A 17,996-nucleotide genomic window follows, 5' to 3' on the forward strand; every position below is an offset into this window, starting at 1 on the left:
CGCCGCAGCGTCAGTCCGCGACAGTCCATCGTGATCCGAAAGACAGTCGAGGCGGCGCGGGAAGACTGGTCGGTCGCTTGCTCCGCCTCGTCTCGGCTGGTCTCACCCTCGATCCCGGGCGCTGCCACGCGTGCCCGGGACGACGGTCCCGGGCACGCGCCGGTACGAGGATCACCGGTCGGAGGTCCGAGCGGGCCTCCGGTATCCCGCCTCAGAACAGATGGATCGCGTGCGGGGCGAACAGCCCGATCGCCAGCATGCCGATCCCCGCGATCCCCAGGGCGCCGCCCGCGAAGGCGAGCGCGGCGATGCCGGTGATGACCTGGGCGGAGGCGAGCACGATGCCGATCTGGAAGGCGGCCGAGCCGAGCTCGTAATGGTGGTAGCGGGCGAGCGAGAGGTCGCGCTTGGCCTCGGCCGCCTTGGCCTTGGCGGCGAGCTCCTTGCGGCCGTCGCCGGAGGCCGGATCGGAATCCCAGCGGGCCATCGTCTTGGCCCATTCCTCGATCTGCTTCTTCACCGCCTCCGGGGAGGCGTTCGGCTCCAGCGCGATCTGCTCGCCGGCGGTCTTCAGCACCGTGCCGCGGATCGTGCGGGCCTGGAAGTAGGCCCACTGGTTGGCGGATTCGACGTTGGCGCCGAGCGCGTCGGTCTGGGCGCTCTTCGCCAGGGTCTCGCCGAGGGCGAGAAACAACGCGAGCACCGAGATCAGCAGCGCGACCTTCTTGTTGGAGCTGTCCACCGCCCCGTGACCACCCGACATCGTCGTCTCTCCCGAACCAATCCGACAGGCGCGGCCTCGTCTGGCGAAACCCTGCGACAGGACGAAGAACCGGGGACGCGTCCGATCGATGAAGCCGGCGGCGCCCGCGCCTTCATAGCCGGGTCGCGGGGCTGCGCCAGCCCCCGCTTGCGGGCCGCCCCGGGAGAGGGCAGGCCTTGCGTCACGGCCCCGCCACGAGGGCCGGTCCCGATGAGACGCCCGATCATGCGCCGAGCCCTGTCCGCCGCCCTCCTCCTCGCCGCCGTCGCGCCCGCCCTCCCGGCCCGGGCCGCCGGGCCGGATTGGCCCGACACCTACCTCTCCCGCGTCGAGGCCGTGGCGGTGGTCCAGAGCCTCAACGCCGCCCTGCTGGCGAGCCGCAGCGCCACCGCGACGCTCGAGAACTGGTGCGCCGCCCACCGCATGGCCGAGACGCCCCGCCTCGTCGCCCGGCTGGACCGGGGCGTCGACACGCCGGCGAGCCCGGAGACCCGCAAGCGCCTCGCGGTCGGGCCGGACGAGCCCCTGCGCTACCGCCGGGTGCGCCTCGCCTGCGGCGACCACGTCCTGTCGGAGGCCGACAACTGGTACGTGCCGGCCCGCCTGACCCCGGAGATGAACCGACAGCTGGAGACCACCGACACGCCCTTCGGCCGGGCGGTGGCGCCGCTCGGCACCACCCGCCAGACCGTCGGCTCGGAACCCCTGTGGCAGCCCCTGCCCGCGGGCTGGGACCAGGCCGCCCCGCCCGCCCCGTCCTGCGGGACGCTGAGCGTGCCCGAGCATCTGTTCAGCCACCGGGCGGTGCTGTTCACGGGCGAGCGGCAGCCCTTCTCGGAGGTGGTCGAGACCTACACCCGCGAGGTGCTGGATTTCCACCGCGCCGCCCGCCCGGCCGACCCGGCCTGCCCGAAACCCTGATCCCTTCGCCCGACAGGCATCAGATGTGCGTCCGGAGCCCGAACCCGGAGGCTCCGGCGCCCTAAGTCCCAGGGCTCGGACGGGCAAGACTTGGACGGGCAAGACTTGGACGGGCAAGACTTGGACGGGACGGAGGCCGACCGACGCCGATGGACACCACCCTGACCCTGCTCGATCTCTGCGGCGCGGTGGCGCTGCTGCTCTGGGGCATCCACATGGTGCAGACGGGGGTGCAGCGCGCCCTCGGGCCGCATCTGCGCCGTCTGCTCGGGGTGGCGCTCGGCAACAGGGTCAAGGCGCTGGCGGCGGGGCTCGGGGTCACGGCGCTCCTCCAGAGCAGCACCGCGACCGGCCTGATGGTCGCCTCCTTCGCGGGCGCCGGGCTGGTGGCGGTGGTGCCGGCGCTCGCCGTGATGCTCGGCGCCAATATCGGCACAACGCTGATCGTGCAGGTCCTGTCCTTCGACGTCGCCCGGGTGGCGCCGGTCCTGGTGCTGGTCGGTGTGATCCTGTTTCGCCGCGGGTCCGAGCCGCGCACCCGCGACCTCGGCCGGGCGGCGATCGGCCTCGGGCTGATGCTGATGGCGCTCTCGCGCCTCGTCGAGGTCATCACCCCCTACGAGGACGTGCCGGCCCTGCGGGTGCTGCTCGGCGCCGTCGCCACCGACCGGCTGATCGCCCTGCTGCTCGGGGCGGTGCTCACCTGGGCGGCGCATTCCAGCGTGGCGATCGTGCTCCTGGTGATGTCCTTCACCCATGCCGGCGTGCTGCCCTTCGAGGCCGGGATGGCGCTGGTGCTCGGGGCCAATCTCGGCTCGGCCCTCAACCCGGTGCTGGAGGGGGCTCGCGACGGCGAGGCCGCGGGACGCCGGGTGGCGCTCGGCAACCTCCTCACCCGGGCCCTCGGCTGTGTCATCGCCCTGCCCTGCCTCGGCCTGATCGGGCCGCTGCTGGTGGCCTGGCAGCCCGACCTGTCGCGGGCGGTGGCGGATTTCCACACCGCCTTCAACCTCGTGCTCGCGCTCGTCTTCATGCCGGCGCTCACCCCCTTCGCGGCCCTTCTGCGCCGGCTGGTGCCCGAAAGGATCGACGTCCACGATCCCGGCCGGCCAATCCATCTCGACGAGGCGGCGTTGGAGACCCCGCCGGTGGCCTTGGGCGCCGCCGGCCGCGAGGCCCTGCGGATGGCCGACGTGCTCGCCGAGATGATGACCGGGGCCGGCGAGGCGCTGACCGGCGGCGACCGGGCCAAGGTCACCGAGATCCGCCGCATGGACGATACGCTCGACCGGCTCAACGCCGCCATCAAGGCCTATCTCGTCCGCCTCGACCCGGAAGCCCTGAGCGACGACGACGAGCGCCGGATCGCGACGCTCATCGCCTTCACCACCAACCTGGAACACGCCGGCGACATCCTCTCGCGCAACGTGATGACCCATGCGGCCAAGCGCCTGAAGCGCGGCCTCGCCTTCTCGGCGGACGGCAAGGCGGAGGTGGGAATGCTGCTGGCGCGCCTCTCCGCCAACCTGAGCGCGGCGGGCGCCGCCTTCCTGACCGAGGATCCCCGCGCCGCCCGGCGGCTCGCCGACGAGAAGGCGGTGTTCCGCGATCTCGAGGCGCGGGCGACCGAGGCGCATTTCCGCCGCCTGCGCGAGGCCGGCCCGGGCTTGGGGCCGGCCGAGGCCACGGCGCTTTATCCCGACCTCGTGCGCGATCTGAAGCGGGTCAACGACCATCTGGTGGCGGGGGCGGCCTATCCGATCCTGGAGAGCCGGGGGGCGTTGCGGGCGAGCCGGTTGGAGGGGTCGTGACGGGTTGGCGCGACGCCAGTACCTTCCTTCACCCCGGAAAAAGTGCCGCGTGGCTGCCCCGGCAGCGTCGCGGGCCATGGCGCGCTCAGCAATCCTTTGCAGGATCACGCCAATCAAGCTGGCCCCTAAACAGACTTGCGTGGGCAGGCCAACGCTTCGCCCGCTTAGGTTTTTGTTTTGTCGCAGATTTTTGGCGCCGAACCGGCAACCACTTCGGCGAAATCTGCTTAGACACGTTGCCCCTCCTCCGAGAACAAAGCCCCCCGCCCCGGATCGAACGTCAGTGCAGGAAGTCGGTGCGCAGGAACAGCTCGCGGTAATTGTCGAGCGTCGGCGTGAAGATCTGCTGCGGCGGCAGCGCCATCACGTCCCGGCCGACCTTGAACGAGGACAGGACCGTCCAGGCGAGCGGCGCCAGGACCGCGACCAGCATCGCGGCGACCTGGGCGCGGCCGAGGATCCGGCGGGAGACGGGCGGGGTCGTCGGCATGGCCTCAATAGCTCAGGGCGCGCCGCAGGCGGGCGAAGACCATGACGGTGCAGAGCACGACGATCGAGAGCGTCGGCATCGCCGCCGAGGCGTGGCCGAAGGGCGAGAACTCGAAGCCCTGCTGATAGGCGTACATGTTCATGGTGGTCGAGGCGTTGCCCGACCCGCCGCGGGTGGCGATGAGGACGAGGTCGAAGAAGCGCAGCAGATCGACCGAGCGCAGGACGGCGGCGATGAGCAAGGTCGGCCCGAGGAGCGGCAGGGTGACGTAGACGAAGCGGCGCCAGCCGATGACGCCGTCGACCGCGGCGGCCCCGAACATGCTCGCCGGCAGGAATTGCAGGCCGCCGAGCACGATCAGCCCGACGAAGGGCGCCCATTGCCAGGTATCGATCAGCGCCACGCTGAGCAGCACCCAGTGCGGGCTCGCCAGCCACAGGAGCGGCGATACCCGGACCGTGCCGAGCAGCCAGTTGACGATGCGACGGAGGGATCGAGGAGCACGAGATTGCGCGCGACCTTGACGCCGTTGAGCACGATGCCGAGCCAGGTGCCGAGCACGGGCTGCATCGCCAGCGCCACCCCGTAGAGCACCCAGGTGACCCGGAAGGCATTGAGGAATTCCGGGTCGCTCGCGAGGTTCAGGTAGTTCTCGATCCCGACGAAGCGCGGCTCGGTCCCGAGCGAGGCGTCCTGGAGCGAGATCCAGGCGGCGCAGACGATCGGGAAGACCATCATCAGGACGACGAAGGCGACCGCCGGCCAGACCATCCAGGAGAACGAGATTTTTGCCTGTCCGCGTCGCGCCCGCTCGGGAACGATGGTGACGGCTGGACTGGCGATGGTGGTCACGTGCGGTCCCCGTGGCGGGATGACGACCAGTGTCGGCGCCTGCGCGACCGACATCATGGGATCCCACCCTCCCCCTCATCCTGAGGTGTCAGTCGATCGAAGATCGAGTGACCTCGAAGGAGGGCTCCAGGGATCGCTGCGCCATCCGGAGGCCTCCTTCGCGGCTCCCTGCGGTCGCACCTCAGGATGAGGTCGAGGGTGGGAAGGGGTCGGCTATCGCGACACGACCGATCGCGTAGCCGAGACGCGGCGGATCCTGCTGTTGCAGCTTCAACAGCGCCGCGTCGGCGTCGCAGGCGGCCTGCTGCGGCGTCTTCTGGCCGAGGACCACCTTCTGCGCCGCCCGGCCGATGATCTCGCGGGTCTCCGGCACCCGGTCGGTCGGCGAGGCGTAGTCGCCGGTGCCGCGGCGGCTGATCTCGCTCACCGCCGCGACCCATTGCCGGCGCACCGGCTTCTGGCTCGCCCAGGCCCGCATCCCCTCGCCCTCGAAGACGGAACTGCGCGAAGGTGCCACGCCGCGATCGACCAGGGTCGCCTGCATCGACGGCGAGGTCGCTCATTGCAGGAAGTACCAGGACGGCCCCTTGCGGCGGGAATATTCGGAGATCGACAGGCCTCAGCCGAAGCCGATCGGCTGCGACACGCCGCCGGCACGCCCCTTCGGCAACAGCTTGATGCCGAGGTCGTCCTCGCGGCCCGAATACTTCATGATATTGGGAAATTCGTTCGAGGATTCGTGGGTCATGGCGACCTTGCCCTGGCCCAGGAGCTCGACCACCTGCGGGAAGCTGCGATTGGTCGCGCCCACCGGCCCGTAATCCTTGAGGAGGTCGGTGTAGAGCGTCAGCCCCGCGACCGATTCCGGCCGGCACAGGCCGGGCTTGGTTCCGTCCACCGACTTGAAGCCACCGCCGCTGTTGAACACGAAGGCGGCCATCGGGTATGGCACGGCGTTGCGTACGCCGCGAGCGGCCCAGGCATCGATCGACGGATCGCAGGCCTTGATCTTGCGCGCCGCGCCCAGGATGTCCTCGAGGTATTCGGGTACCGCGACGCTGCACTTGGCGAAGATATCCTCGCGCCAGTAGAACAGCGGCCCCTCGACGTTGATCGGCAGGCCGGTGAGCTTGCCCCCGAACGTCTCGTTGCGGATCAGCCCGGCGCCGAAATCGTCGAGCTCGAAGACCGGCGCAGTCTGGCTCGGATCCGTCAGCATCGGGGTGACGTCGGCGTACCAGCCGGCCTTGTTGTAGACCGCACCCTCGCGGATCTTGAGCGAGACGTAGACGTCGACGTCGGAGGATTTCGCCTGGAGCAGCGTGTTGAGCCGGGCGCGCTGCGGATCCTCGTTGAGGATCGCGATGCGCAGCTTGATCCCGGTCTTGACGGTGAATGGCTGCGCCATCTCCCGGATGGCGTTGCTCCAGGGATGGTCGGTGAGGACGAGGTTGATGGTCTGGCCGTCATACCGCTTCCAGTCGAAGCCCTCGGCGCGAGCAGCGTCCGGGATCGTACCGGTCAGCACGGCGGCGAGCAGCCCGGCGAGCGCGGCTTTCGGTCCGCGCGTCACTCCTGCCCCGAAACGGGAAGGAGGCGAGGCTGGCGCGCGCTGCATCGTCGTCATGGTTCCTCCTCGGACCGGATGCCCGGCTCCCGTTCACGTCTCGATCCGGACCGGCGCTTTGGCGCCCGGCCCGGTCACTGCATGTTGAGCGAACCTTTAGCGATTGACAGACTGACATGTCAGTGAGAGTTGGGTGACATGAAACAGCGCGACCAAGCCTACGACGCCTTCGTCCAGCAGTTGCTCGACGGGCGCCTGGCGCCGGGCTCCTTCGTGACGCAGCGCGAGCTGGTGGCGCTCACCGGCCTGCCTCTCGGCGCCGTGCGCGAGATGATCCCGCGGCTGGAGGCTGACGGGCTGATCTCGACCCTGCCGCAGCGTGGGTTGCAGGTCGCGGCGGTCGACCTGCGGCTGGTCCACGAGGCGTTCCAGCTCCGGGAGATCATCGAGACCGCGGCGGTGGCGCATTTCGCCCGCACGGCGCCCGCCGCCCTGGTGGCGTCCCTGCGCGCCGCCCATGCGCGGATCAGCGCTGAGGCCGCGGAGGGCGTCACCGAGGCGCTGATCGCCGAGGCGCAAGCCACGGATTGGGGGTTTCACGATGCGGTCGTCGCCCATCTCGGCAACGGCCTCGTCTCGGAGATCCACCGGGTCAACCTCATCCGCATCCGGGTCATCATGCAGAGCCGCGTCGCGCTCTCGCCCGAGGTGCTGCCGCCGGCCTTCGCCGAGCATGCCGCGATCCTGACGGCAGTGGAGGCGCGCGATGCCGACGCGGCCGCCGCCGCCCTGCGCCGGCACCTCGAAACCTCGCGCCGCCGGGCGCTGGGGCTGGATACCGGCCGCGAGGCCGACCGGCACGAGGCGCCCGATTCCCTTGAGTCAAGCGGGCGTGAACCGCCCTCTTCTCTCGAGTCAAACGGGCGTGAACCGCCCTCTTCTCTTGAGTCAAACGGGCGTGAACCGCCCTCTCCCCCTCATTCAAACGGGCGCGAAGCGCCCTCTCGGAGGACCGCATGAGCAACGCCATCACCGGCCTGTGGGTCGCCCTCGCCACGCCGCTCGACGCGACCGGCGCGGTCGACCACGGCGCCCTCGTGCGCCACGTCCGGTTCCTGATGGAGCGGGGCTGCGACGGCGTGGTGCCGTTCGGCACCACCGGCGAGGGCACCTCGTTCTCAGGCCCTGAGCGCCTCGCGGCGGTCGAGGCCCTGCTCGCCGCCGGCATCCCGGCCGACCGGATCGGGCTGGGCACCGGTTATCCGGCGATTCCGGACAGCGTCGCGCTGACCAAGGCGGCGCTCGGCCTCGGCCTCACCCACGCCCTGGTGCTGCCGCCCTATTTCTACCGCGACGTGACCGAGGCCGGGATCGTCGATGCCTTCGCGGCGATCCTCGACGGCGTCGGCGACGACCGGTTGCGGGCGACCCTCTACCACATCCCCCAGACCTCCGGCGTCGGCCTGCCCCCGGCGGCGGTGGCGACCCTGCGAGCGCGCTACGGCCAACTGGTCGCCGGCGTGAAGGACAGCTCGGGCGATTTCGCCCAGTTCCAGGCCTTCCGGGCGGCGGCTCCCGAGGTCGCGGTCTGCGTCGGCAACGAGGCGGATATCGGCCGGGCGCTCGCCGAGGGCGGGGTCGGCACGATCTGCGGCATGGCCAACCTCGTTCCCGACCTGGTGCGGGCGATGTTCACCGATCCCGCCGCCGCCGAGCCGATGCGGGCGGCGATCGGCCTGATCCGCGGGCCGTTCGTGCCGGTACTGAAGTCCGCCATGGCGGCGATGACGGGCGAACCCGCCTTCGGCCGGGTGCGCGCTCCGCTGGTCGCGGCGGATGCCGGAATCGGGCGGCGCATCGCGGCGGAGATGGCGGGCCTGTCCCGCGCCGCGGCAGCGTAAAACCTGTAAGACGATCGAGACGAGCGGCGATCCACGCCGCCCCTCGGGAGGAGACCAGCATGACGGCAATGCCGGACGCGTCCCGCGACGAGGGGGTGGTGGCCGCCCTCGTCGCGGAACTGGGCGAGAAGACGATCCTCTCCGGCGCCGGGCGGCCGGCCCGCAACGCCTCCGACTGGAGCACCCTCGGGCCGCAAGTCCCCCTCGCGGTGGTCAGGCCCACCACCACCGAGGCGGTCGCCGCCGCGATGCGGATCTGTGCGGCCCACGGCGTGCCGGTGGTGCCGCAGGGCGGGCTCACCGGCCTGTGCGGGGGCGCCCGGCCGCTGCCCGGCTCGGTCGCCCTGTCGCTGGAACGGATGACCGGAATCGAGGCGATCGACCCGGCCTCGGCCACCATGACCGTGTGGGCCGGCACGCCGCTCCAGGTGGTGCAGGAGGCCGCGGATGCGGCCGGGTTCCTGGTCCCGCTCGATCTCGGGGCCCGGGGCTCCTGCGCCATCGGCGGCAACGCCTCCACCAATGCCGGCGGCAACCGGGTCATCCGCTACGGCATGACCCGCGAGATGATCCTCGGCCTGGAGGTGGTGCTGCCCGATGGCGGCATCGTCACCAGCCTCAACCGGATGATCAAGAACAACGCCGGCTACGACCTCAAGCACCTGTTCATCGGCTCGGAAGGCACGCTCGGCATCATCACCCGGCTGGTGCTGCGGCTGTTCCCGAAGCCCGCCTGCACCTTCGCGGCGCTCTGCGCCCTGCCGGACTACGACTCCGTGGTCGGGCTCCTCGCGGCGGCCCGCCGGGGCCTCGGTCCGATGCTCTCGGCCTTCGAGGTGATGTGGCCGGATTACTGGGAGACGGTCCATGCCATGCCGGGGGTGCGGGTGCCGCTGGCCCCGGGCCACGCCGCCTATTGCCTGATCGAGGCGCAAGGGACCGACGAGACCTTCGACGGGCCGCGCTTCGAGGCCTGGCTGGAGGCGCAAGGAGAGGCGGGCCTGCTCGCCGACGCGGTCCTGTCCCGCTCGCTCTCCGACGTGAAGACGTTCTGGGGCGTGCGCGACGCCTGCTCGGAATTCCCGCTGGTGCTGGGGCCGCACGAGCCCTTCGACATCGGCCTGCCGGTGGCGGCGATGGACGACTACGTCCAGGCCTGCAAGGCGGCCCTGGCCGAACGCCTGCCCGGCGCCTTCGCGCTGTTCTACGGCCATATCGGCGACGGCAACCTGCACATCGTCGCCGGGCTGAAAGGCGCCGACCCGCAGCCGAAGGACGCGATCCAGGAGGTCGTCTACGGGCTGGTGCGCGCGTTCGGCGGCACGGTCTCGGCCGAGCACGGCATCGGGCTGACGAAGAAGCCGTGGCTCGGCCATGTCCGCTCCGAGGCCGAGATCGCCCTGATGCGGCGCCTGAAGGCGGCTTTGGATCCGGCAGGGGTGCTCAATCCCGGCAAGGTGCTGTGAGTCGCCAGTCGATCACGATCATCGATCGCACCTGATATGATAGACGATATTCCACCATCTCACCTCATCCTGAGGTGTCGGTCGATCGAAGATCGGCTGACCGCGAAGGAGGGCTCCAGATGTCTCTGAGATTCCTGGAGCCCTCCTTCGAGGCTCCTTTCAGTCGCACCTCAGGATGAGGTGGATGGTGGGATGCATTCTTGAATTTTTCGATCAAAAAAACTCCAAAGGCATCCCTCACGCCTGCATGAGGAACTGCGCCAGTTCCTCCCGCGCCAGCACCCGCGCGAGGGAATCCTCCGCCGGGCCGTCCACGGCCATCAGCAAGCCGCCGCAGACCGTGCCGCGGCCGGTCACCGCGTAGCGCAGGGTGCAGGCGGGTTCGAGCACGCCGGGCCGGACGACGAAGCCCTGCATGGTGCCGGGCCGCTCGCTGCGGCCGATCACGGTGTCGAGGCCCGCCACCCGGCCGGCGATCGCGAACGGCACCAGGCCGAGGCGCCGGCCGCCCTGGCGGGCCTGGACCCGGCGCGGCCCCTCGATGGCGACGAGCGTCTCGGGCGCGAGCTGCGCGAAGGCCCGGAAGGTCAGGGGGCCGCCATCCTGCGCGGCGAAGCGGTCGATCACCGCGAGGCCCGACAGGTCGTGCGGCAGCACGAAGACCCGCAGGTGCCTGACGCCCGGCCCGTGCACGTTGGTCTCGATCGCGTGGGCGACGGCGCCCGGCAGCGCCAGGCTGCCGCGGTGGAGGCCGCGCCCGGCCACCGGCTCGGTGCCGTCGATCACCGCGACGTTGTGGGCGCGGGACGAGAGCAGGTAGTGGCGCGCCGCCCCGATCTCGACCTGCTCCGAGCCTCCGGCCTCGACGATCCAGCGCGTCGCCCCCGCCGCGTAGACGAAGGACGTGCAATCGGCGTGGCCCTGGGGCGAGGTCTCGGCGAAGGTGCAGGCGAAATGCGCCCAGCCGCGTCCGGCGGTGTCGTGGCGGGCGCAGAGGCCGTCGGGCAGGAGCGTCGAGGAGGACGCGGCCTGTTGCGCGGTCGGGCGCTGCGCCACCAGCCCGGCCTTGCCGCGCAGCCGGGCGATCCAGCCGGCATCGTCGGTGCCCGCAAACACCTCGCCGAAGGGCGGCAGCCGCCCGCCCGGATCGAGGAGGCCGGCGAGGTCCGAGAGCGCCGCCTCGGTCCGGGCGGCGACGAGGGGGCCGGGCGCCGCCTCGCCGAGGGGCTCGCGCAGGGCCCGCCCGAGGGTGACGAGGTCGAGGCGGCGGTGGAGCGAGGAATCCGAGAAGTGCCCGTCGACCGGCAGAAGGGCCGGCACGCCGTCGCGTAGGGACTCGCGGGCGAGCCCGTCCCAGTGGCCGGAGAACGGCAGGCGCGGCAGGGCGGAGGCGAGGGCCAGCAGCGCCGCGGCGGCCTGGAGCTGGTGCAGGCTCCGCCCGAAGGTGTTCTGGCCGACGATCTCCGCCAGGGCGAAGCCGTGCCGCACCGCCTCCCCGGTCAGGACCGGCGCCGCCGCCCCGGCGCCCGGAAGCGCGAGGAGCCCGATCCACACCTCGGCCCGGGCCGGCAAGGCGCCCGGATGCAGGCTCAACGGATCGGCCGGCTGGCCCCAGGGGTTGGCCCGCGACCAGGCCTGGGCGAGGGCGAGCGCCCGGGCCGGCGCCGCCTCGGCGAGCGCCAGCAGCCAGGTCAGCGACTGGTAGGCGAGGCGCCAGGGGATGGCGCGGGAGGGCACGGCGCGGAACGGATCCTCGCGGAAATCCGGAGGCTCGGGCAGGGTCCAGTCCGGGCAGCCGGCGAGGCGCAAGGTGAGGCCGCCCTCTTGCCGCAGGGCGACCGGACGCTCGGTCTCGGATCGCAGGGACCGGGCGCGGGCGAGCGGCAGGGCGGCGGCGCCCGCCTCCCCGGGCCCCGGGATCCAGGCGGCCTCGGCGCCGGGATCGCGCCCGAGCCGGGCCGAGAGGCGGGCGAGGAAGCCCGGCGCGTCGAGGAGGTCGTCGCCGCACAGGCTCTCGAGCCGGAACCGGTCCTCGAGCGCCACTTCCGGCGGCCCGAGCAGCTCCACGGCGGGCAGCCGCTCGCCCTCCTCCTCCCAGGTGCAGAAGCCGAGATCGAGGGCGGTGGCGCCCGGCGGCGGCTCCAGGGCGAGGGTGAAGCGGCGCGCCTGCGGCTGGGCCGGCAGGTTGATCGCCGCCCCAAGAGCCGGCCTCTCCCCTTCGCCCGGCTCCTCCGCGCCCGGCTTCGCGCCGAGACCCGGCACCGCGACGGTGCCCGGATAGGGCGGCGGAATCTCCGCCCCGTCGCGGTCGCGGTAGACGAGGCTCACCCGCGCGGCGTGCTCGGTCTGCCGCGCAGCGTGGATCTGCCCGCGCACCACGAGGCCGAGGCCCGGGACGAGGCCGTGGCGCAGAGGCTCCGGATGCGGCCCGAGGCGCCGGCGGCGGAACGCGCCCGGCCTCGAGGGCATGCCGGGGCGCAGGCGCGGCTCGGCGAGCGTGACCCCTTCGCTGTTGCGCCAGGAGCGGAGCGTCAGGGCGAGGCCGCGCGCCTGGGGCGGCACCCCGAAGGCCACCCGCAACGGCGCCATCCGCACCAGCTCGCTGCCGGCGGGCTGGCAGGCCGGCCCGGCGATCCAGGCACTGTGCGGATCGAGCAGGGTGCGGACGAGGCCGGGCACCTGCTCGACGTCGAGGCTCGACCCGTCGGCGGCCAGGAAGTCGAAGCCCGCGAGGAGGAAGTCGAGGGCCTGCCCCCCCTCCTCCTCGGCCGTCCAGGCGAGGGTGGCCTCCAGGCAGCACCAGGCCTCCGCGGGCAGATGGCGAAACGTCAGCTGGACCCGGGACCAGCGGTTGTTGGCGGTGATCGCGTGTTCGCCCTCGCGCGTGCCCGGTCCCGCCCCGCCCGCGTAGCGGGCCTGGACCGGGAGGAAGACCGGCTCGGAGGGCAGCAGGGCCGGAAGCATGCGCGAGAGAGGGGGGACGAGTGCGGGCGGGTACCCCGCGGCAGTGCCGGGGAGTGGCCGTCCCTGTCAAGGCGCGGGGATGCCTGCTGCGTGCGCATCCCCACCGGGCGACCCTCCCGCGGGCCCCGCAAGCTTGCGCCAGCCTCGGGCAAGGTAGCGCTCCTAAACCCTCCGTTACGCGGCAGGGCCCGGGCGTCGGGTCGTTTCGGCACAGGGTAAGGAGTGACGGACATGGAGGGGTTCGCGTGACGGGGATCTACCTGTTCGAGCTCGCCTCGCTGCACGGCAACTACCTGTCGGTGCGCCAGTCGACCATCGCCGGCAACGTGGCCAATGCCAACACCCAGGGCTACAAGGCCCGGGACGTCGCATCCTTCGCCCAGGTGCTCGCCGGCACCGGCGGCGACATGGCGACGACAGCGCAGGCCCATCTCCACGCCCCCGGCCTCGGCGTCCCGGTGCGCCCCGACAAGTCCGGCTGGGACGTGCTCGAGACCTCCAGCAGCGTCAGCCTGGAGCAGGAGATGCTGAAGGCGAGCGAGGTCTCGCGCCAGCACAACCTCGATATCGGGGTGGTGCGCAGCTTCGACCGCATGCTGAAACTGGCCGTGAGGGGCGGATCGTGATCGACCCCCTGCTGGCCGCCTCCCGTCTCGCGAGCGCGGGCCTCGAAGCCCAGTCCCTGCGCATGCGGGTGGTGTCGGAGAACCTTGCCAACGCCCAGTCGACGGGCAACGCGCCGGGGGCCGACCCCTATGCGCGCAAGACCGTGACCTTCAAGGCCGAGCTCGATCGCGCGATCGGTGCGGCCTCGGTGCGTGTGCGCGACATCGACACCGACAACACCCCGTTCCGGGTCGAGCACGACCCGAGCAACCCGGCGGCGGACCAGAACGGCAACGTCAAGCTGCCGAACGTGAACGCCCTGATCGAGATGGCCGACATGCGCGAGGCCAACCGCTCCTACGAAGCCAATCTGCAGGTGATCAAGCAGGCCCGCGCGATGGTGGCCAGCGTGATCGACCTCCTGAGGACATGAGCATCCGATGATCGAGGCCCTCACCCTCTCGGCCTTCGACCGGGCCGCCGCTTCCGCCCGCCCCGAGGCTGCGGCCTCCGTGCAGCGCGCCGCGCTGCCCCCGATGTCCGGCGCCGCGATGCCGGGTGCCGACGGCGCCGCGCCGGCCGATTTCGGGCAGATCATGGCGAGCTTCGCGAGCGGCGTGCGCAACGATCTGCGCGCCGGCGAAGCCGCCTCCATCGCCGGCATCCAGGGCAAGGTCTCGACCCAGCAGGTCGTCGAGGCGGTGATGTCCGCCGAGCAGAGCCTGCAGACCGCCGTCGCCATCCGCGACAAGGTCGTGTCCGCCTATCTCGAACTGAGCCGCATGGCGATCTGAGGACCTTACGCAGATGAGAGCGCTCGCCGTCGCCGCCACGGGCATGTCCGCCCAGCAGCTCAACCTCGAAGTCATCGCCAACAACATCGCCAACCTGAACACCACCGGGTTCAAGGGGGCGCGCGCCGAGTTCACCGACCTGCTCTACCAGGCCGAGCGGCAGCAGGGCGTGCCCAACCAGTCCGGCCAGGAGGCGGTCCCCGAGGGCGCGATGCTCGGGCTGGGCGTGCGCGCCGCGGCGATCCGCAACCTGCACCGCCAGGGCCAGCTCACCAATACGGCCAACCAGCTCGATCTCGCCATCAATGGCCGCGGCTACTTCCAGATCACGAGCCCGAGCGGCGAGATCAACTACACCCGCGCCGGCGCCTTCAACAAGAACGCCACCGGCCAGCTCGTCACGCTCGAAGGCTATACGGTCGATCCGGCGATCCTGATCCCGCCGACCGCGACCGAGATCACCATCAACCAGTCGGGCCAGGTCTACGCCAAGATCGACGGCCAGGTGGCGCAACAGAATATCGGCACGATCACCATCGCCAACTTCGCCAACGAGTCGGGTCTCGAGCCCCTCGGCAACGGCCTCTACCGCGAGACCCCGGCCTCGGGCGCGGCGGTGATCGGCAACCCGGGCGATGCCAGCTACGGCAAGCTCCAGCAGGGCTACCTCGAGGGCTCGAACGTCGATCCGGTGAAGGAGATCACCAGCCTGATCACCGCCCAGCGCTCGTTCGAGATGAACTCCAAGGTGATCCAGGCCGTCGACGAGATGGCGGGCACGATCTCCAAGGGCATCCGGTAAGCCGATCTTTCGGTGAGACTGCCACGCCGCCGGACCCGGCGGCGCCCCTCCTCCCGGCGCGACACCCCCATGCGTTCCCTCCTCCGGCACTCCCGTCTCCTCCTGGCGCTGGTCCTCCCGGCCCTGGTCGGCCTGTGTCTTCCGGCCGCCCTCGGCGTGGCCGCGCCAGTCCCGTCGTCACCCGCCGACGCGCCCTCGGCCCTCACCGAGATGATGCTGCCGGTGCCGACCGTGACGATCTATCCGGGCGACACGATCAAGGAGACGATGCTGCGGCTCCAGGCCTACCCGACGACCTACCGGGCCCGGGCCGCGGTGATCGACGCGCCGATGGCCATCGTCGGGCGCACCGCCCGCCGGATGCTGCTGCCGGGCGAGCCGGTGCCGGTCAACGCCGTCGACGATCCCCGCCTCGTGAGCCGGGGCACGCCGACCCAGATGATCTTCGAGGAGAACGGCCTCGTCATCACGGCGGTCGGGGCGCCGCTGCAGAATGGCGGCCTCGGCGAGACCATCCGGGTGCGCAACACCGACACCAACCGCATCGTGCTCGGCACGGTGATGGCCGACGGCCGCATCAAGATCGGCGGTTTCTGATGCGGGCCCCGTTCCGCATCGCCCTCGCGTTGGCCGTGGCCCTGGTGCCGGTCCTGCCCACCCGCGCCGCCGCGCCGGTCATCGCCAGCGGCGGCTATGCCCGCATCAAGGACGTCGCCAGCCTCAAGGGCGTGCGCGACAACCAGATCGTCGGCTACGGCCTCGTCACCGGCCTCCAGGGCACCGGCGACACCCTGCGCAACGCCCAGTTCACCGAGCAGTCGCTGCAATCGATGCTCGACCGGATGGGCATCAATGTGCGCGACGCGCGCCTGCGCACTCGCAACGTCGCCGCCGTGATGGTGACCGCCGACCTGCCGCCCTACGTCGGCGCCGGCTCGCGCATCGACGTCACGGTGACCTCGCTGGGCGACGCGACCTCGTTGCGCGGCGGCACCCTGCTGATGACCCCCCTGTCGGGCGGCGACGGCAACGTCTATGCGGCGGCGCAAGGCCCGCTCGCGGTCTCGGGCTTCTCGGCTCAAGGGCAAGCCGAGCAGCTGACGCAGGGCGTGCCGACCGCCGGCCGCATCCCCAACGGCGCGCTCATCGAGCGCGAGGTGCCGGGTGCGTTCCGCGATCTGCCCGAGCTGATCTTCGAGCTGAAGAACCCCGACTTCAAGACCGCCACGATGGTGGCCGACGCCATCAACACCTACGCGATGGGCCGCTTCCGCCACCGCATCGCCAGCCCGCGCGACCAGCGCTCGGTGGTGCTCCAGCGCCCCCGCGACATGATCCTGCCGCGCCTCGTCGCCGAGATCGGCGACCTGACGATCCAGCCCGACGTGCCGGCCCGGGTCGTGGTCGACCAGCGCACCGGCACGGTGGTGATCGGCCGCAACGTCCAGATCTCCACGGTGGCGGTCACCCACGGCAACCTCACGGTGCGGGTCACCGAGACGCCGGAAGTGTCGCAGCCCGCGCCCTTCTCCAACGGCCAGACCACGGTGGTGCCGCGCACCGAGGTGGCGGCCCGCGAGGAGCAGGGCCGGCTCGCGGTGCTCGGCGGCTCCGACCTCCAGACCCTGGTGCGCGGCCTCAACCAGGTGGGGCTGAAGCCCACCGACATCATCGCGATCCTCCAGGCGGTGAAGACCGCCGGCGCCCTCCAGGCGGAGCTCGTCGTCCAATGACCCGGATCCTCCTCACCGCCCTCCTGCTGGCGCTGGCCGGTCCGGCGCTCGCCGCCGGCGACGGTCATGGCGGGGCGGCGAGCGACCCGGCCAAGGATGCGGCGATGCGGGCCATCGCCGCCCGCGACGCGCCCAAGGAGCCGACGGCGCAGGACTTCGCCGCCGGGGCGGCCAAGGACCCGGCCAAGACCGGCTACTGCGCCACCATCGCGGATGCGGCGGCCGATGCCCGCTTCGCCTGGCAGAAGGATCAGCTCGCCGCGCTCGAGAAGCAGGTCGAGGAGCGCATCCGCCGCCTCGAGGAGAAGCGCGCCGAGTACGAGGCGGTGGTCCAGCGCCGCAAGGAATTCCTGGCTAAGGCCGACGAGAGCGTGGTCGCGGTCTACGCCAAGATGCGCGCCGACGCGGCGGCGCTCCAGCTCACCAACATGCCCGAGGACAACGCCGCGGCGATCCTGGTGAAGCTCAACGCCCGCACGGCGAGCGCGGTGCTCGCCGAGATGGAGGCGTCCCGCGCCGCGTCGCTCGCCCGCAAGATGGCCGAGGCCGGCCGCCGCAAGGACAACGAGAAATCGTGATGACCCATTTCGCTTCCTCCGGCCGCCTCCTGACGCTCCGACTGCTTCCCCTGGCGGCCGCCGGCCTGGCGCTGGCCGGCTGCCAGAGCAAGCTCGACGAGTTCGGCCGTCCGCCGGTCCTGACGCCGATCGGCACCGGGCTTTCCGCCCCGCGCGAGGCCCTGCCCTCGACCTTCGGTTCGCTCCAGAGCCGGCACAGCTATCACTCGACCTGGACGCCGGCGAGCGCCGACCTGTTTCAGGATCCCCGCGCCCGCAACATCGGCGACGTGCTGACGGTCAGCATCCTGATCAACGACAAGGCGCAGTTCGACAATGCGAGCGACCGCTCGCGCAGCCAGAAATCGAGCCTCGGCTTCGATTTCGGCTACGGCGTCTCGGGCCTGAAGGATTCGGCCACCGCCGATACCGGCATCCGCTCGGGCACCGAGACCAAGGGCCAGGGCACCATCGACCGCAAGGAGAATTTGAGCCTGTCGGTGGCCGCGGTGATCACCGAGGTGCTGCCGAACGGCAACCTCCTGATCAGCGGCTCGCAGGAGATCCGGGTCAACAACGAGGTGCGCGTGCTCAACGTCGCCGGCATCGTGCGGCCGCGCGACATCTCGCGCAAGAACACCATCGACTACGACAAGATCGCCGAGGCCCGGGTCTCCTACGGTGGCCGCGGCCGCCTGACCGACGTGCAGGGGCCGACCCTCGGCCAGCAGATCTTCGAGACCGTCGCGCCGTTCTGACGACCTTGAAC

General features: G+C 71.5%; 20 protein-coding genes. 13 read left to right on the forward strand and 7 right to left on the reverse strand.

Features of this window, described 5'->3' with window-relative positions:
* Positions 1-211: 211 nt before the first annotated feature.
* The gene (locus HBB12_RS30915; protein WP_048430904.1) at positions 212-763 is read right to left on the reverse strand and encodes a DUF4337 domain-containing protein; all 552 of its coding nucleotides are present in this window, start codon (positions 761-763) and stop codon (positions 212-214) included.
* A gap of 210 nt (positions 764-973) precedes the next feature.
* On the opposite strand from HBB12_RS30915, the gene HBB12_RS30920 reads away from it, so the two are divergent.
* Positions 974-1,684, forward strand: a complete 711-nt coding sequence (locus tag HBB12_RS30920; RefSeq protein WP_236993486.1) for a hypothetical protein — start codon at positions 974-976, stop codon at positions 1,682-1,684.
* Between the two features lie 149 nt (positions 1,685-1,833).
* Positions 1,834-3,495, forward strand: a complete 1,662-nt coding sequence (locus tag HBB12_RS30925; RefSeq protein ID WP_236993487.1) for a Na/Pi cotransporter family protein — start codon at positions 1,834-1,836, stop codon at positions 3,493-3,495.
* A gap of 280 nt (positions 3,496-3,775) precedes the next feature.
* Here the strand turns inward: HBB12_RS30925 and HBB12_RS30930 are convergent, their stop codons facing one another.
* The 5 genes from HBB12_RS30930 to HBB12_RS30950 all read right to left on the reverse strand — a co-directional run bounded on the left by HBB12_RS30930 (position 3,776) and on the right by HBB12_RS30950 (position 6,464).
* Positions 3,776-3,985, reverse strand: coding sequence for an ABC transporter permease family protein (locus HBB12_RS30930; RefSeq protein WP_236993489.1), 210 nt, complete (start codon positions 3,983-3,985; stop codon positions 3,776-3,778).
* 4 nt (positions 3,986-3,989) lie between these two features.
* Positions 3,990-4,400 (reverse strand): carbohydrate ABC transporter permease, encoded by a 411-nt coding sequence (locus HBB12_RS30935; protein ID WP_236993490.1) that lies wholly within the window; start codon positions 4,398-4,400, stop codon positions 3,990-3,992.
* Complete coding sequence (locus HBB12_RS30940; RefSeq protein WP_236993491.1) at positions 4,379-4,894, reverse strand: carbohydrate ABC transporter permease; 516 nt, start codon at positions 4,892-4,894, stop codon at positions 4,379-4,381. The genes HBB12_RS30935 and HBB12_RS30940 overlap by 22 nt, the downstream gene beginning before the upstream one ends.
* 124 nt (positions 4,895-5,018) lie before the next feature.
* Positions 5,019-5,381, reverse strand: coding sequence for a hypothetical protein (locus HBB12_RS30945; protein ID WP_236993492.1), 363 nt, complete (start codon positions 5,379-5,381; stop codon positions 5,019-5,021).
* Positions 5,382-5,456: 75 nt separating this feature from the next.
* Positions 5,457-6,464, reverse strand: coding sequence for an ABC transporter substrate-binding protein (locus HBB12_RS30950; RefSeq protein WP_236993493.1), 1,008 nt, complete (start codon positions 6,462-6,464; stop codon positions 5,457-5,459).
* 138 nt (positions 6,465-6,602) lie between these two features.
* Between HBB12_RS30950 and HBB12_RS30955 the strand changes: the two genes are divergently transcribed.
* Genes HBB12_RS30955 through HBB12_RS30965 form a run of 3 tightly spaced genes read left to right on the forward strand, consistent with a single transcriptional unit; the run spans position 6,603 to position 9,771 of the window.
* Complete coding sequence (locus HBB12_RS30955; protein WP_236993494.1) at positions 6,603-7,424, forward strand: GntR family transcriptional regulator; 822 nt, start codon at positions 6,603-6,605, stop codon at positions 7,422-7,424.
* On the forward strand, positions 7,421-8,305 hold the full coding sequence (locus tag HBB12_RS30960) for a dihydrodipicolinate synthase family protein (protein ID WP_236993495.1): 885 nt from the start codon (positions 7,421-7,423) through the stop codon (positions 8,303-8,305). Before HBB12_RS30955 ends, HBB12_RS30960 begins: the two co-directional genes overlap by 4 nt.
* 59 nt (positions 8,306-8,364) lie before the next feature.
* Positions 8,365-9,771, forward strand: coding sequence for an FAD-binding oxidoreductase (locus tag HBB12_RS30965; RefSeq protein ID WP_442919395.1), 1,407 nt, complete (start codon positions 8,365-8,367; stop codon positions 9,769-9,771).
* Between the two features lie 237 nt (positions 9,772-10,008).
* Here HBB12_RS30965 and HBB12_RS30970 read toward each other — a convergent pair whose 3' ends face one another.
* Positions 10,009-12,735 (reverse strand): heparinase II/III domain-containing protein, encoded by a 2,727-nt coding sequence (locus HBB12_RS30970; protein WP_236993496.1) that lies wholly within the window; start codon positions 12,733-12,735, stop codon positions 10,009-10,011.
* 245 nt (positions 12,736-12,980) lie between these two features.
* Between HBB12_RS30970 and HBB12_RS30975 the strand changes: the two genes are divergently transcribed.
* The 8 genes from HBB12_RS30975 (at position 12,981) to flgH (ending at position 17,985) form a co-directional block, all read left to right on the forward strand.
* Positions 12,981-13,361: a flagellar basal body protein gene (locus HBB12_RS30975; RefSeq protein WP_236993497.1), complete on the forward strand. Its 381-nt coding sequence runs from the start codon at positions 12,981-12,983 to the stop codon at positions 13,359-13,361.
* Entirely contained in the window at positions 13,358-13,774 is a 417-nt protein-coding gene (gene flgC / locus HBB12_RS30980; RefSeq protein ID WP_236993498.1) for a flagellar basal body rod protein FlgC, read from the forward strand. Before HBB12_RS30975 ends, flgC begins: the two co-directional genes overlap by 4 nt.
* Before the next feature lie 7 nt (positions 13,775-13,781).
* On the forward strand, positions 13,782-14,135 hold the full coding sequence (gene fliE / locus HBB12_RS30985; protein ID WP_236993499.1) for a flagellar hook-basal body complex protein FliE: 354 nt from the start codon (positions 13,782-13,784) through the stop codon (positions 14,133-14,135).
* Positions 14,136-14,148: 13 nt separating this feature from the next.
* Positions 14,149-14,937: a flagellar basal-body rod protein FlgG gene (gene flgG, locus HBB12_RS30990; protein WP_236993500.1), complete on the forward strand. Its 789-nt coding sequence runs from the start codon at positions 14,149-14,151 to the stop codon at positions 14,935-14,937.
* Positions 14,938-15,006: 69 nt separating this feature from the next.
* On the forward strand, positions 15,007-15,534 hold the full coding sequence (gene flgA, locus HBB12_RS30995) for a flagellar basal body P-ring formation chaperone FlgA (RefSeq protein ID WP_442919396.1): 528 nt from the start codon (positions 15,007-15,009) through the stop codon (positions 15,532-15,534).
* A complete protein-coding gene (gene flgI, locus HBB12_RS31000) occupies positions 15,534-16,670 on the forward strand; it encodes a flagellar basal body P-ring protein FlgI (protein ID WP_236993501.1) in 1,137 nt (378 codons plus the stop codon). Before flgA ends, flgI begins: the two co-directional genes overlap by 1 nt.
* Positions 16,667-17,248 carry a MotE family protein gene (locus HBB12_RS31005; RefSeq protein ID WP_236993502.1) on the forward strand — a complete coding sequence of 194 codons (582 nt, stop codon included), beginning with the start codon at positions 16,667-16,669 and terminating at the stop codon, positions 17,246-17,248. Before flgI ends, HBB12_RS31005 begins: the two co-directional genes overlap by 4 nt.
* Positions 17,248-17,985 carry a flagellar basal body L-ring protein FlgH gene (gene flgH / locus HBB12_RS31010; protein ID WP_236993503.1) on the forward strand — a complete coding sequence of 246 codons (738 nt, stop codon included), beginning with the start codon at positions 17,248-17,250 and terminating at the stop codon, positions 17,983-17,985. The genes HBB12_RS31005 and flgH overlap by 1 nt, the downstream gene beginning before the upstream one ends.
* Positions 17,986-17,996: the final 11 nt, after the last annotated feature.

It is taken from the genome of Methylobacterium sp. SyP6R (genome assembly GCF_019216885.1).
Classification (GTDB): domain Bacteria; phylum Pseudomonadota; class Alphaproteobacteria; order Rhizobiales; family Beijerinckiaceae; genus Methylobacterium.